The following is a 14,044-nucleotide window of genomic DNA, read 5'->3' as shown; positions in this document are numbered from 1 at the left end:
TCCCGATGATCTACAACACTCTCTGTCCATACTGCGGCGTTCTGATGCTCAAAGTCGAGAATCTGCCCAACGCGCGCTCGGTCGAGCACATGGTCCCCAACACTGTGCTTCGGCACGCACGCAACAACGGCGAAGGCGACTTCTACGCATGCAGACGCTGCAACGGGCGCAAGAGCCACATGGATCATGTACTGGCCATCATTGCCAGAAGCCAGTCGAAAGACCCTGAGTTTGCGGCGCAAGCCTTGATCGACGTGGTGACCGCCGACGACAGGCGGTCAGGGAGATTCATCGAGATGCTGCAAACGGCAGAGCACGCCGATGACGGCGACGTTCATCTGACGATGCCACTCTCTGGCACCGAGTTGCTGGAGTACATGACTTTCTTGGGAAAAGGCCAATACTTCAAGAAGTTCGGCACCGTCTTCCAGTCGAGCACGCACGTCATGCTGTTCGACTTCTTCAACAAGCAGGTCATGCAGACGATCGAATTCAGCTACGAAGCATGGCATGAAAGCAATCCGTTTCGAGACCTTGAGCAGAACGCATATTCCGAGGTCTTGTCGGACGGAGACTGCATCATCTACACCAAGAACAACAAGTTCATGTTTGTCTTTCACGAATACACCTGCCTTGCGGTGCGCGTGCTCCGGCGCAATCGCAAGAACGAAGCGCGTGAGCAACTGAAGCGGGCAGAGATTCTTGAGGACTTCGAGAGGCGTCGCAATAGCTGACAAAGAGCGAATGCCGCGGGCTATCGATGTTTTTTCGCTTGCGCCGACACCGGCAGCGGCTGCATCGGTAGCTCGTCGTCGTCAAACGCCTCGGCCAGAAACAATCCGCGCACCCGTAGCGCGTCACAGCCCTGCTGCCGCGTGGGCCCGGGCTTGCGCCACGTGGCTTGACGGTCGTGCCAGAACCTGCGGACTTGCCGGGCGACCTTTTGGATTGCGATTGGTATCCACGCCGCCCGGCCAAACACTACTTGGCTACCTCCTTCAGATTCAGCCCAACGAAACCGTTGTAGTGCTTCGTGCTCTTACGCTGATAGCCCTCTTTAACCATGCGCTTTCCGAACGCCGGCATGCCCATCGGTTCGCGCCCTAGCTTCTTTGCGAAGGTGCCATAGCTGCCGTACAGCGCGCTCGACGCGACCACCGCGTTTCGGCTGCGCACGCAGTGTTCAGATAGCCAACTTCCAAATACATCCGCATCGCGGCGCAAACGGCCCTTGTGCTGCTCAACTGCATCGCAGGTTCCAAGCACGCCGGCCTTCGCGTACTCGCGAGCGCCAGCCAGCGCCCAATTCAAAATGCCAGGCCATTCGGCCACCAGCTTGTCCTCCAGATGCTCGTCGCGGCTGCCAACCGGGAAGTTCGCTTTGAACGGGATCGGCACGAGCCTGCGCCACATAGCCACGTCGTTGGACGAAATCTCCGGCATGTCATTGGTGCTGATCCACAACTTGCCCTCGGGCTTGAAGGTGATCATCTCGCCGTAGTTCGGACGCGCCGTGAGAGAGTCGCCCCCAGCGAACTGCTTTACGAAAGCCGTGTCAAAGCCGCGTTTTCTCGGTAACTCGGTCACGATGCCCAGCCGAATGCCCTTAAGCGTCATCAGGGCCGAGGACGACGCGTTGGGGTTGCTGCTGTACGCGGACGTCACCAAATTGGGCGCCAGTTCTGCACCGTACTGGCCGAGCAGCCCGGCGAGAACGTGCAGGAACACGCCCTTGCCATTGCCGCCCGATCCATCGAGCACAAAAAAGACCTGCGCCTTGGCGTGCCCGAACAGCGTGTAGCCCACGGCCAACCGCAGAAATCGCGCAAGCTCGCGGTCGCCGCGTGTGACCTTGCTGATGAAATCCTTCCATTGCGGGCACTCGGCTCGCGGCTCATACACAACATTGGCTTGGCGACGCAAGAACTCCTCAGGCCGAGCTTGCCGGAACTCGCCCGTCACCAAGTTGATGACCCCGTTCTTGACGGACAACAGATCGCGATCGCAGTCAAACATCTTCTCGTTGACCGCCATGTGCTCTTCCAACTCGGCCATGCGCTGGATGCTGCTCAAACCACTTGGGTTGCGATGTGCACTAAGCCCTTCTTCTTTGCGGCCATCACCCGCGCTCAGGTCTTCTACCAGGGCCTTGGCCAGTCGCATCGGCGCCTGCTTGTCCACGGCCCACACCACGCCGTTGAACAAGTACCAGTGGCCGGTCGCGGTGTCGTAGCGAAGCTTGTCAGCGTAGTTCGAGACAAAAAGCTTTCCCAAGCGCATGACATCCATGCTGCCGGTCTTGCCATGCTCGCCGGCCAACCAGAACAACGTTGCAATGTTGATGCCGGCACCGGGCTTAAAAGTCGCCCATGTCCGTCGCTGATCGGCTTCATCGTACTTGCCGCTCGCTTCGGACCAATCTGTCCAGAGTAACAGGCCCTGCTCGTCGGGGAATTCGCTGTGGATGGCCATACCTACGCGGAGCCACGTTACTCGGTCGTCAGCACCAATGCGCTCCAAAGCGAAGCGCACCTGCCCGGGGATGACTTCGGCGAGATTGGGTGCCGGCCGACGAGTAACTACGACAGTCTCAACTGAAGCCGGAGGCTTGACATCGAGCTCCAGCAGTTTGGCGAGCTTGGCCAATGCGACGGGCTTGCGCTTGAGCCGGTGAACAATTCGAGCTAGATACGGTTTCTCATATTTCCAGTTGACGGTGCCAGGCAGGCGCATCACGCGGCCTGCATCGGTGACGTTGGCATCCGTACCAAAGCGCGCCGCCAACGCGGACTGCACCGCTGAAAAACATTCCAACGGGCAGTCCGAGAGCAACCAGTAAGCATGGAAATGTTTGGGCGAAGTCTGCACCACCAAGTTCGGTGGCAGCGGAAGATCCAACAGTTCTTCGAGGGACACGCCAGAGCCATCGCGGTCGATGAACCCTGCGTTGATCTTGGACACGTTTTCGGCCTTCCGGCTGCCGCCCTCTATGTGGTTGACCGCAACGCTGATGTTCATGCCTTGGGTGTTCTCGGAGAGAAGACGATCGCGCAGTTTGCGATCAATCGTCGAGCAAAAGCTCTTACTTTTCTTGACCAGATCAACCGATTTGCTATAGGTCTGGAACCAGACCAGCACGTCGGCCAATGGGTGAAAGAGTCTGATGAACTCGCGCATCTGCTTCGTATCGGGCTTGAGGCGCGAACGCGATAGTTGCTCTGAACGCTGTTTGCGTAGCGCAAGATTGGACGGGGTTTTCATGATTAGTGTTCAATGTGTGTTTATCTGGGTCGATTGCCCGGAGCAGATAGAGAATGGAGACGGTTGAAGAGGTGGAAGATTTCTCAAGAAATTGATTTCTGCTGCACCAGCGTGCTTGTTCTTCTTCAAAGAGTTATGAAAAAAAGCTCCACCTCTTCCACCCGTGTGCGTACTTGGCTTTTCTTTTTTTTCGAGAGAAGGGAAGGCGAGCGGAAGCCTGCTGGCCCAAAGACATTTGCAGTTTCCGCAAATGCTCTGGCGAGCGAGGTTCGCCTAGTGGAGTAGGGGCTGGCGTTGGTGCTCTACTTGGCTAGAGTTTCATTGCCAGCTTCTTCCGCACTCTCCGAGAAAGTGCGGATCAGCGATGGTGATCGTCGATCTGTATTTACAGACTTTGATCGCTCGGTTTGACTAAGCGCAAGGTCGCAACCTTGGGGCGTTTTGCGACCGGTTTCTTCTTGACCGCGAAAGACGCACTGGGGCGAACTTTTTTGCGCGACACTGGTCGGCGTTGAGATAGCAATCGCGCTAATGGCGCCGGTTCCACAGCACCAGATTGATTCGCGTCTTCAACTTCCTCGTCCAGAAGAAGGTCAAACTCTTCGCCTTCGTCCTCATGCAATTCTGAAACCCAAGCCTTTTGATTGGCGTTCGCTGCAGCAAGAAGCTCAACTGGCGCGTAGAACAGCACTTCGCAGAGCGGTTCCCGACAGATGAGAGTACGACGTTCCAATCGACCATCGGCGCGCATGCAGGAAAGACCTACGACGTGCAGGCTCTGCTGCCAATAGTACGAATACACAACGCCGTGAGTGTCATATAGCGATTGCACCGGCGCGGCTCCTTCGCGCCGTGACACAGCGATGCTGTCTCGGCAATACCCCGCTAGGGCCAACAAATCGATTCCCTCGTAAAAGTCACTCTCTGTCGCGTCCGTGATGTGGATGTTTCCGTAATCCAGCAGTGGAGGTATCCGTTGCCTAGTCTTCTCTGTTGGAAGATTGGGCACGCCAGCATCCTCGTAGACTTTGCGTAGATGACGCTCTGCGTCGGCGCCGAGAAAGAGTGCCTTCAATGAGCAGCGGTTCAATTCAGTTCGACCGTCGATCTTCATGCCTTCCTCGCTTCCATATCGGTTGACGAGGTCGCATTGCGAGCTGCGATGCAACTATCGATGAACGCGTGGATTTCTTCGGCCGGCCACGCCTTGATACGCGGACCAACCGGCACACCTGGCTTGATCGAGCCATCTCGAATACGAGCGTAGAAGGTGCTGTTGGACAGCCCTGTGAGTTCGAGAACCTTCTTTTTGCGAAGAAGGGCTTGGAGTTCTTGTGCCACTGCGGGCTCCTCATGAAAGTAGTTGCTGAACCTTTCGATGAGTCCCGTCGAACCCATCAGCATCGCGATGGATTCATTGGAATATGGCCGCGCACCTCTGAAGATCAACTTGCCACTTTTCGGAAAAGTATCCACAGTTCAGTTGAAGTTTCCACCGAGGAAGCCTCAACTATCCACTTTCACCGCTTCAACTTTCCAGTTCGGACGGGCGCGATAGTGTGGAACTGCTTCAGTGCAAGCAGTGCGAAACCCACGGACTTTCTATTGCCGTCGCCAAAATTTTTCCCAAGATATGCGCCTCCTGAGGCACTCTTGATGATCTCGGTCATCTTGTTGCCGACGGCGGATTGGTTCAGACCGTCCCCTCCCAGATACTCGTCTGCGCAGTTCGGGTCTGATCTCAAAATCTCTTCAAGGAGAGTAAGTACAGCGCCCATGCGCACCATGGTGTATCGATCTCCCTTGCGGGGCATGCTGTGCACGTCAAACTCTTCTTCGTCGACCTCGTGAATGATGGAGCGGAGTTCGATAGTTTCGTCGTACTCGGATGACATTCCACGCTCAAACGGTTCGATTGCTGACCATCGTTGGTGCTTGGCAAGCTTCAGTACGTCCGCAAGCTCGACGTATTTCTCCCCCGCCTTTTTTCCTGCCCTTTCGTGGTCCATCGTCGGAAGGAGGTCGTGGTAGCCGCGATTGACGATCAAAATTTCGCGACGCTTTTTGAACTCGACGAATTTTTCGGGCTCTGCCAGCTCCAGTTGTTCTCTATTCGCGCTGGAGGGCTCGACATTGAGCGAAAGCAAGACTGCTTGCCAAATGCGGCAGTAGGACCGACGACGCCAGAATCCCCAATCTGGCCGCTCGAGCGGCGTGGTGATTGCCGGACTCGAACTGTCGATCTCGCTTGGCGTCGTGGCCAGGTTGCTCTCTGAGGTATTTTCTGCGTTCATGAAATGATCTTTGGTGAGCCAGAAGCCAGTATTGCCGACTTGTGAGTACAACCGCAGGACACGCAGCGTTGATCCGTCTTACTTTCCCTGATTCAAAAGGGAAAAAAGCTTCTCAAGAGCCTTCAACTTTTCGGGCATGTAGTCGTGGCCGTCGTAGTGCCGCGCCTGCACGCCAGAGATACCATGCGACTGCAGTCGGCCGCGTATCTCCACGCTCACCCCGGCCTTGGCCAACAGCGTCTCGACACCTGAGCGAATGCGTTTGGCCTGGAAGTCCTTAATGCCGACTGCTGCCGCCGCGTCCTTCGCCCATCGGCTGAGCGTGGTGGCTGCGAGATGTGTTTCTCCGCCGTCCGATGAGATGGCATAGACACCGTTCGGCTCGCAGGCCGCCAACGCTTTTGCGGCGGCCGGAATAAGTGGAACCGGGTTGTGGCGCGCACCTTTGCCAGGCCGGCCCTTGCCGTCGAACAGCAGAATCTCGTCGGTCCCAGCATCCTCGGTGCGCAAGTTCACCAACTGCTCAATGCGCTGTCCACCGGTCAATACGTGCAGCCTGAGCACAGCCCCCTTGAAGTCCTGCGTGGAGTCGATCTGCCGCCAGTACCTGCGCATATCGTCTTCGAGCAGAGGTTGCTTTTTTGCGCGGTTGTGGCTTTCGTCTGGCTCCGTGTCCATTGCGGGGTTGTGCGTGATCTCGTAGTCCTTGAAGTGGACGGGGACCGACGCTTTTGACCGTGAGGCCCGCGCGGTCTGATACGCCGCACGAACGTAGCTGCGTAGCTTGTTGGCCGTGCGGCCCTTACCGGCGTCTGCCACGCGCCGCATCATGTCCCCGATCTGCTCGCCGGTGACTTCCTTGGCCGGCAGTCTCGCCACATCGGGCCATGGACCTTTGACGTGGAGTTGGAAGATCGAACGCACGTCGCTGTGTGAGCGCCGCCCCAGCCGTTCCAGATGGTCGGCGTAGTGATCAAGCAGGTTTTCCAGTGTGTGTTTGCCGGCCTTGGTGGCGCGCCTGGCTGCCGCCTCGTCGGCCTTGCGCTTGGCTTCCAGTAGGGCAGGGCGGCCACCGTCCCGTCTGTGGTCGTGGTGTTCGAGCGCCAGCGCTTCGGCGGCGCGGATCGCAGCGGCCACGGAGAACCCCTTGGCGGTCGCGGTCAGGCTCTTTGGCGGTGCCGAAGGGTCGTAGAGCCCGATTGGGACTCGCTCGCTCTTGGTTCCGATGCTGTAGCGCCAGAAGAACAAGATGGCGCTGCTGCTGTTCTTGCGTGCCTGGAGTGCGCCGCTCGGCTGAACCTTCTGGAGCGTTTTAAACGTGCCGGGAGACAACTCATTGAGAAAGCGGCCCACGCTAGCGACAGGCGCGGGCCTCGCGTCTAAGGCTTCGCTACCCTCATTTTTCGTTGCCAGAATATTGCCAGAATTTCGATCTATGGTGGTGGATGGCACTGCACGCTCTCGCACGAAGAATTCATATAAATCAATAGCTTATGTCGATTCTATCGTGCGACGAGATACGACAAGATTCATTCATCTCGGACTCATAATCCGTTGGTCGAGTGTTCAAGCCACTCACGGCCTACCACCACACATTCCCCCTCTGTAGACACTCCGATGAAGGCCGCATTGCGCGGCCTTTTTCTTTGCAGCCGCGAGGGCGCGAGCGAGGTTAGCGGCCGCCGCCGATTTCACCTACGGCAAACACAGGATTCCTTCAGGTTGCAACGCAACATCGAAGGCAGAATGCACCATTTGAGTGCAAATGTAACGAGCCGGGTGATCCCTGCGCACGCCGCACTGCGATTCCCGATGGCCATGACCCCGCTTTTCAAGCTCCTGCTTCCGATGTCCCTGCTCGCGCTCGCTGCATGCGGCGCCAAGCAGGCCCCCACCACCGATGACGCGCCGCCCGAAGTCGGCGTGGTGGCGCTGCACGCCAGCGACGTGGCTGTGCACACCGAGCTCGCGGGCCGCACGGCCGCCTACCGCGTCTCCGAGGTGCGGCCCCAGGTCAACGGCATCGTGCGCAAGCGGCTGTTCGAAGAGGGCGGCATGGTCCGCGCGGGCCAGGTGCTGTACGAGATCGAGCCCGGCCCGTTCGAGGCCGCGCACGAGCAGGCGCAGGCCACGCTGGCCACGTCGCAGGCCACCATCGCCAGCCTGCGCGGCAAGGCCGATCGCTTTGGCGAACTGGTCAAGGCCAATGCCGTGAGCAGGCAGGAGCACGAAGAAGCGCAGGCTGCGCTGGTGCAGGCGCAAGCCGGCGTGAAGGCCGCGCAGGCGGCTGTGAAGGCGGCGCGCATCAACCTCGACTTCACGCGCATCACCGCGCCCATCGCGGGGCGCATCGGCCGCTCGGGCGTGACCGAGGGCGCGCTCGTGGCGCCGGGCCAGGCGATGGCGCTGGCCACGATCCAGCGGCTCGACCCGATCTACGTCGACGTGGTGCAGTCGAGCCTGGAACTGACGAGGCTCAAGCGCCGCTTCATCTCGGGCGACATGGCGCCGGCCAGCACCCAGGTCCGCCTGCGCATGGAGGACGGCCTGCCTTACCCGCATGCCGGCACGCTGAAGTTCTCCGAAGTGGCCGTCGACGAGGCCACCGGTTCGGTCACGTTGCGCGCGGAGTTCCCGAACCCGCAAGGTCTGCTGCTGCCGGGCATGTACGTGCGCGCGCAGGTCGAGTCCGGCGTGGAGCGCCAGGCCATCCTGGCGCCGCAGCGCGGCGTGGCCCGCAACGAGAAGGGCGAGCCGACCGCGCTGGTGGTGGCGGCCGACAACAAGGTCGAGCTGCGCGCGCTCGAGGTGCGCAGCACCGAGGGCGAGCACTGGGTCGTGACCCGGGGCCTGCGCGAGGGCGACCGCCTGGTGGTCGACGGCCTGCAGCGCGCACGCCCGGGCGAAAAAGTGAAGCCGGTGCCGGTGTCCACGGCGGGTGCATCGTCCGCTGCTGCGCCTTCGCCGGCCGATTGATCAGAAGCGACAACCTCCCGTGATCGCTCATTTTTTCATCCAGCGGCCCGTCTTCGCCTGGGTCATTGCCATCCTCATCATGCTGGCCGGCGGCGTGGCCATTCGCACGCTGCCGGTGTCGCAGTACCCGGACATCGCACCCCCGACCGTGGTCGTGTCGGCCAACTACCCCGGCGCCTCGGCGCAGGCGGTGGAAAACAGCGTCACGCAGGTGCTCGAGCAGCAGCTCAAGGGCATCGACGGCCTGATGTATTTCAAGTCGACCAGCAGCGCCGCCGGCTGGGCCGAGATCAACGTCACCTTCCGCCAGGGCATCGACCCCGACACCGCGCAGGTGCAGGTGCAGAACAAGGTCAGCCAGGCCACCAGCCGGCTGCCGCAGGCGGTGCAGCAGCAGGGCGTGACGGTCGCCAAGTCGCAGAACAACTTCCTGCTGATCGTGGCGCTCTACGACGAGACCGGCCAGCGCACCGACACCGACATCGCCGACTGGATGGCCAGCAACCTGCGCGACCCGATCAGCCGCGTCGACGGCGTGGGCTCGGTGCAGGCCTTCGGTGCGGCGTACGCGATGCGCATCTGGCTCGACCCGCACCGGCTGGCCAGCTACCAGCTGATGCCGTCCGACGTCACGGCCGCCATCACCGCGCAGAACACGCAGGTGTCGGTGGGCGAGATCGGCGCGCGGCCGTCGGCGCCGACGCAGCACCTGAACGCCACCGTCACCGCGATGTCGCGGCTGCAGACGCCCGACCAGTTCAAAGCCATCGTGCTCAAGACGCAGGCCGACGGCGCCGTGGTGCGGCTGGGTGACGTGGCACGCGTGGAGATCGGCAGCGAGTCGTATGCCGAGACCACGCGCCTGAACGGCCACCCGGCCGCGGGCTCGGCCGTGATGCTGGCGCCCGGCGCCAACGCGCTGACCACCGCCCGCGCGGTGAAGGCGCGCATCGCCGAGCTCGAACGCTCGCTGCCCGCCGGCCTGCGCGTGGCCTACGCGGAAGACACGACGCGCTTCGTCAAGATCTCGATCCAGTCGGTCATCCGGACGCTGCTGGAGGCCATCGCGCTGGTGGTGGTCGTGATGTTCCTCTTCCTGCAGAACTGGCGCGCCACGGTGATCCCCGCGATCACCGTGCCGGTGGTGCTGCTGGGCACCTTCGGCGTGCTGGCGGCCTTCGGCTATTCGATCAACGTGCTCACGCTGTTCGGCATGGTGCTGGCCATCGGCCTGCTGGTGGACGACGCCATCGTGGTGGTGGAGAACGTCGAGCGCGTCATGCACGAAGAGGGGCTCGATGCGAAGGCCGCTACGATCAAATCGATGAAGGAGATCACCGGCGCGCTGGTCGGCATCGCGGTGGTGGTGTCGGCGGTGTTCCTGCCCATGGCCTTCTTCGGCGGCTCGGTGGGGGTGATCTACCGGCAGTTCTCGGTGACCATCATCGCGTCGATGGTGCTGTCCGTGGTGGTGGCCATCGTGCTCATCCCAGCGCTGTGCGCGCGCTTCCTGAAGGCCGGCGTGCCGCCGCGCACGCGCGGCTTTCTGGGCGCCTTCAACCGCCGCTTCGATGCTGCGCAGGGCCGCTACGTGGGCGTGCTGGGCCGCATCCTGCGCAAGCCGCTGCGCTTCACGGCGGTGTATGTCGCCATCGTGGCCGGCATGGGCCTGCTGTACCTGAGCCTGCCCGGCGGTTTCCTGCCGGAAGAGGACCAGGGCAGCGTGATGGTGATCGCGACGCTGCCGGCCGGCGCCACTTCGGGCCGCACCGACGAAGTGAACCGCACTATCGAAAAGCACTTTCTCGAGACCGAGAAGGACACGACCGACACCATCTTCACGCTCACCGGCTGGAGCTACAGCGGCTCGGGGCAGAACATGGGCATGACGTTTGTCTCGCTGAAGGACTGGTCCGAACGCGCCAGCGCCGACAAGCGTGCGCACGCCATCGTCGAGCGTGCCGGCAAGGCGCTGGCCAAGCAGCAGCGCGACGCCGAGGTCTTCGGCATGGTGCCGCCGCCCATCGAAGGGCTGGGCGAATCGAACGGCTTCGAGTTCTGGCTGCAGGACACCTCGGGCATGGGCGCCGAGCGGCTGTTGCAGGCACGCGAAAAGCTGGTGCGCGAGGCCAACAAGGACCCGCGCCTGCAGTCGGTGCGCGCCAACAGCGTGGCGGGCACGCCGCAGTTGCAGGTCGACATCGACCAGCTAAAGGCCTCGGCGCTGCGGCTGTCGCTGGACGACGTGAACACCACGCTGGGCATTGCTTGGGGCGGCAGCTACGTCAACGACTTCATCGACCGCGGCCGCGTGAAGCGCGTGTACGTGCAGGCCGATGCACCGTACCGCTCGGCGCCGGACGACATCGGCCGGTGGTTCGTGCGCGGCAGCACGGGCGCGATGACGCCGTTCTCGGCCTTTGCCACCACGCGCTGGTCGCAGGGCGCCTCGCAGCTGGAGCGCTACAACGGCCTGCCCGCGGTGCAGATCCAGGGCGCGGCCGCGCAGGGCACGAGCTCGGGCACGGCCATGGCGGCCATCGAGACCCTCGCGAAGAAGCAGAGCGGCACGGGCCAGGCCTGGAGCGGCCTGTCGTACCAGGAGCGGCTGTCGGGCGGGCAGGCGCCGTTGCTGTTCGCGCTGTCGATCCTTGTTGTGTTCCTATGCCTGGCTGCGCTGTACGAGAGCTGGTCGGTGCCGGTGTCGGTGATGCTGGTGATTCCGCTGGGCGTGCTCGGCGCGGTGATCGCGGCGGCGCTGCGCGGGTTGTCGAACGACATCTACTTCCAGGTCGGGCTGCTCGCGACCATCGGGTTGTCGGCCAAGAACGCGATCCTGATCATCGAGTTCGCGGAGGCGGCGCTGCGCCGTGGCGTGCCGCTGCTCGAAGCGGTGGCCGAAGGCGCGCGCCTGCGGCTGCGGCCGATCCTGATGACCTCGCTGGCCTTCCTGGCGGGCGTGATCCCGCTGGCCGTGGCCACCGGCGCGGGCTCGGGCAGCCAGGTCGCGATCGGCACCGGCGTGTTCGGCGGCGTGCTCGCGGCGACGGCGCTGGGCATCTTCTTCGTGCCGCTGTTCTACCTGCTGGTGAAGCGCGTGGCCGCAAGGCTGATGGGGCGCAAGGCGCAGGAGGGCGGCGAACCGGTGGCCTGAGGCCGTCGCATCGCAAGGCCGTGAAGCTTTTTTGAAGGCCTCGCCGGAACAGCGCTTTCGGCGGGGTAGAATTCAAGGCTGCGCGGCTGTAGCTCAGTTGGATAGAGTACTTGGCTACGAACCAAGGGGTCGTGGGTTCAATTCCTGCCAGCCGCACCATCTCTCGAATAGCCTGGAAGAGTTTCTCTTCCAGGCTATTTTCGTTTGGGGCCCTCGCACAGAGGGTTTCGCTGCGCGGCAGGCGCCCACAAAAAAAGCCGCCCGAGGGCGGCTTTTTTGACGTCGATACGGACAGCTGCCAGGCCGGGCCTGCGCAGCGTCGCACCATGCGTCTTACTTCTTCTTGGCGACGGCCTTCTTGGCGGGAGCCTTGGCGACGACTGCCTTCGTGACAGCAGCCTTGGTGACAGCTGCCTTCTTCGGAGCGGCGGCCTTCTTGGCAGCGGGTGCAGCAGCAGCCTTCTCAGCCTTGCGCTTGGCGGCCTTGGGGTCGATGGCGGCCTTGAAAGCAGCGCCGGCGACGAACTTCGGCACCTTGGTGGCGGCGATCTTGATCTTGGTGCCGGCCTGGGGGTTGAAGCCCGAGCGTGCAGCGCGTGCGACTTGCTTGAAAGTACCGAAGCCGACCAGCTGGACCGAATCGCCCTTCTTCACGGCAGCGACGACGCTGCTGGTGATCGTTTCGAGGACGCGTGCGGCCTCGGCCTTGCTCAGGTTGTGGGTGGTGGCGATCTTCTCGACCAGTTCGATGCGGTTCATTCAGTATTCCTTGGATGGTATGGCGCCGTGTTGCCTACGGCGGCCCAGGCTTATTCCGGGCGGGGCGGAGTGTACCGGGTCGGAAGGGCCTCTTTGAAACGGCATGGGCCGGATGTGTTGCAACAGGCCCCATTGCGGGCTGCCGTTGTCCGTATTTTCAGCTTTCGATCACAAAGGTTGGGATGGGCGAAAAAACACGCTATAATCGAAAGCTGTGCGGCTGTAGCTCAGTTGGATAGAGTACTTGGCTACGAACCAAGGGGTCGTGGGTTCAATTCCTGCCAGCCGCACCACTCTTCAAGGGTTAGCTCGTTTTTCGAGCTAACCCTTTTTCTTTGGTCGGTCATTGCGCCGTGTCCGCATCAAGGACGCGTCGGTTGTACGTCCTTCCAGAGGCCGGCCCGCTTGGCCCTGGCTTCTTCCTCCGCGAATTCATACTGCCCGCGCTCCTGAGGCGACAGGCGTTGCGCCTGCGCAGGCTGCCAGCGTGCCAATCCGACGGTCAGCAGTGCCAGGCCTGCGTCGAGCGTTCGGGGGCCATGGGGTGCCGAGTCCGGCGTCACCATCACGCGGCAGATGCGCTCGCGGGCATGGGATGTGGAAGCGTCGCAGTCGACGTCCGCTGGCTTCAGGCGGACCATGTCGTGCATCTTCTGCCGGGCCTGCTCGGCGAAGGGCTGCCCGGGTTGCGGCGCCTCGATGCCCTGCAGGCGCACGCGACGCCACGCGCTGGCCGCGTCGCCGCAGCGGGCGGTGAGGGTGTCGCCGCTGTGGATGCTCACGACGAAGCAGGTCTGCGTCCTGGCGTGGGTGTCGAAGGGAAGAAAACCCAGTACGGCAGCAAGGACCGCGAGAGCGTACAAATGAAGCCCCGCCGAGGCATGGAGGCGACGGCAGGGGAAATGTCCGATGGCGATCACGGGGGCTCCTGTCTCCTGGGCATGGCGGTTGCGGCAAACTCACCGGCTTGTAGGGCGCGGCAAGGGCGCCCAGTATTTCCGATTTGAAGGGCTCTGCATTGAACAAGGCATTCACCAAGGAGTCGGACGCCGATGCGGACGACGACGATGACGGCGCAGGCGGCGCCGCACCCGCGCTGCCGGCAGGCAGCAAGAACTACATCACGCCCGAAGGCTACGCGCGCCTGCGCGACGAACTGCTGCAGCTGATGGACGAGGAGCGCCCCAAGGTCGTCGAGGCCGTGCATTGGGCCGCGAAGAACGGCGACCGCTCCGAGAACGGCGACTACCTCTACGGCAAGAAGCGCCTGCGCGAGATCGACCGGCGCATCCGCTTCCTCGGCAAGCGGCTCGAGATCGCGGAGATCACCGACCCGTCGGTGCACCACGGCCGCGACCAGGTCTTCTTCGGCGCCACCGTCCGCTATGTCGACGAGACCGGCGAGGAGCGCAGCGTCACGATCCTCGGCATCGACGAGGCCGAGAGCGCCAAGTCGGAGGTCAGCTGGATCTCGCCGATCGCGCGTGCGCTGCTCAAGGCGCGCGAAGGCGACGTGGTGAAGCTCGTGACGCCCGGCGGGGCGCACGAGGTGGAGATCTTGTCGGTGAGCTATCCGGCGCCGCGCACGCCGGCGAACTGA

At 62.3% G+C, this 14,044-nt stretch carries 11 protein-coding genes and 2 tRNA genes; 6 read left to right on the top strand and 7 right to left on the bottom strand.

The window, feature by feature from the left end; genetic code table 11:
- Window positions 1-5 precede the first annotated feature (5 nt).
- Window positions 6-734, top strand: a complete 729-nt coding sequence (locus ACAM42_RS27165; RefSeq protein ID WP_369629999.1) for a hypothetical protein — start codon at window positions 6-8, stop codon at window positions 732-734.
- Between the two features lie 247 nt (window positions 735-981).
- Here the strand turns inward: ACAM42_RS27165 and ACAM42_RS27160 are convergent, their stop codons facing one another.
- From ACAM42_RS27160 to ACAM42_RS27140, 5 genes are all read right to left on the bottom strand, one after another.
- Window positions 982-3,261 carry a phage/plasmid primase, P4 family gene (locus ACAM42_RS27160; RefSeq protein ID WP_369629998.1) on the bottom strand — a complete coding sequence of 760 codons (2,280 nt, stop codon included), beginning with the start codon at window positions 3,259-3,261 and terminating at the stop codon, window positions 982-984.
- 385 nt (window positions 3,262-3,646) lie between these two features.
- Window positions 3,647-4,375, bottom strand: coding sequence for a hypothetical protein (locus tag ACAM42_RS27155; protein WP_369629997.1), 729 nt, complete (start codon window positions 4,373-4,375; stop codon window positions 3,647-3,649).
- Window positions 4,372-4,602, bottom strand: a complete 231-nt coding sequence (locus tag ACAM42_RS27150) for a helix-turn-helix transcriptional regulator (protein WP_369629996.1) — start codon at window positions 4,600-4,602, stop codon at window positions 4,372-4,374. Before ACAM42_RS27150 ends, ACAM42_RS27155 begins: the two co-directional genes overlap by 4 nt.
- A 179-nt stretch (window positions 4,603-4,781) precedes the next feature.
- Entirely contained in the window at window positions 4,782-5,555 is a 774-nt protein-coding gene (locus tag ACAM42_RS27145) for a hypothetical protein (RefSeq protein WP_369629995.1), read from the bottom strand.
- Window positions 5,556-5,633: 78 nt separating this feature from the next.
- Window positions 5,634-7,007: an integrase gene (locus ACAM42_RS27140; RefSeq protein WP_369629994.1), complete on the bottom strand. Its 1,374-nt coding sequence runs from the start codon at window positions 7,005-7,007 to the stop codon at window positions 5,634-5,636.
- A 366-nt stretch (window positions 7,008-7,373) separates the two neighbouring features.
- Here ACAM42_RS27140 and ACAM42_RS27135 point away from each other — a divergent pair, with 366 nt between their 5' ends.
- From ACAM42_RS27135 to ACAM42_RS27125, 3 genes are all read left to right on the top strand, one after another.
- The gene (locus tag ACAM42_RS27135) at window positions 7,374-8,531 is read left to right on the top strand and encodes an efflux RND transporter periplasmic adaptor subunit (protein ID WP_369629993.1); all 1,158 of its coding nucleotides are present in this window, start codon (window positions 7,374-7,376) and stop codon (window positions 8,529-8,531) included.
- Window positions 8,532-8,550: 19 nt separating this feature from the next.
- Window positions 8,551-11,685 carry an efflux RND transporter permease subunit gene (locus ACAM42_RS27130; protein WP_369629992.1) on the top strand — a complete coding sequence of 1,045 codons (3,135 nt, stop codon included), beginning with the start codon at window positions 8,551-8,553 and terminating at the stop codon, window positions 11,683-11,685.
- Window positions 11,686-11,767: 82 nt separating this feature from the next.
- A tRNA-Arg gene (locus ACAM42_RS27125) sits at window positions 11,768-11,844 on the top strand.
- 174 nt (window positions 11,845-12,018) lie between these two features.
- Here the strand turns inward: ACAM42_RS27125 and ACAM42_RS27120 are convergent.
- A complete protein-coding gene (locus ACAM42_RS27120) occupies window positions 12,019-12,444 on the bottom strand; it encodes an HU family DNA-binding protein (RefSeq protein WP_062476298.1) in 426 nt (141 codons plus the stop codon).
- A gap of 216 nt (window positions 12,445-12,660) precedes the next feature.
- On the opposite strand from ACAM42_RS27120, the gene ACAM42_RS27115 reads away from it, so the two are divergent.
- Window positions 12,661-12,737: transfer RNA gene (locus ACAM42_RS27115), tRNA-Arg, on the top strand.
- Between the two features lie 69 nt (window positions 12,738-12,806).
- Here ACAM42_RS27115 and ACAM42_RS27110 read toward each other — a convergent pair.
- Entirely contained in the window at window positions 12,807-13,364 is a 558-nt protein-coding gene (locus tag ACAM42_RS27110) for a thermonuclease family protein (protein WP_369629991.1), read from the bottom strand.
- Between the two features lie 98 nt (window positions 13,365-13,462).
- Here ACAM42_RS27110 and greB point away from each other — a divergent pair, with 98 nt between their 5' ends.
- Complete coding sequence (gene greB / locus ACAM42_RS27105; RefSeq protein ID WP_307587260.1) at window positions 13,463-14,044, top strand: transcription elongation factor GreB; 582 nt, start codon at window positions 13,463-13,465, stop codon at window positions 14,042-14,044.

It is taken from the genome of Variovorax sp. V35, assembly GCF_041154465.1.
Taxonomy (GTDB): Bacteria; Pseudomonadota; Gammaproteobacteria; order Burkholderiales; family Burkholderiaceae_C; genus Variovorax; species Variovorax boronicumulans.
This window is presented reverse-complemented; position numbering and strand designations above follow the sequence as displayed.

What these genes read in the sequence shown, in the direction of transcription:
- ACAM42_RS27160 (WP_369629998.1), bottom strand. Translation starts at nt 3,261, where the DNA reads ATGAAAACCCCGTCCAATCTTGCGCTACGCAAACAGCGTTCAGAGCAA.
- ACAM42_RS27135 (WP_369629993.1), top strand. Translation starts at nt 7,374, where the DNA reads ATGACCCCGCTTTTCAAGCTCCTGCTTCCGATGTCCCTGCTCGCGCTC.
- ACAM42_RS27120 (WP_062476298.1), bottom strand. Translation starts at nt 12,444, where the DNA reads ATGAACCGCATCGAACTGGTCGAGAAGATCGCCACCACCCACAACCTG.
- ACAM42_RS27155 (WP_369629997.1), bottom strand. Translation starts at nt 4,375, where the DNA reads ATGAAGATCGACGGTCGAACTGAATTGAACCGCTGCTCATTGAAGGCA.
- ACAM42_RS27165 (WP_369629999.1), top strand. Translation starts at nt 6, where the DNA reads ATGATCTACAACACTCTCTGTCCATACTGCGGCGTTCTGATGCTCAAA.
- ACAM42_RS27145 (WP_369629995.1), bottom strand. Translation starts at nt 5,555, where the DNA reads ATGAACGCAGAAAATACCTCAGAGAGCAACCTGGCCACGACGCCAAGC.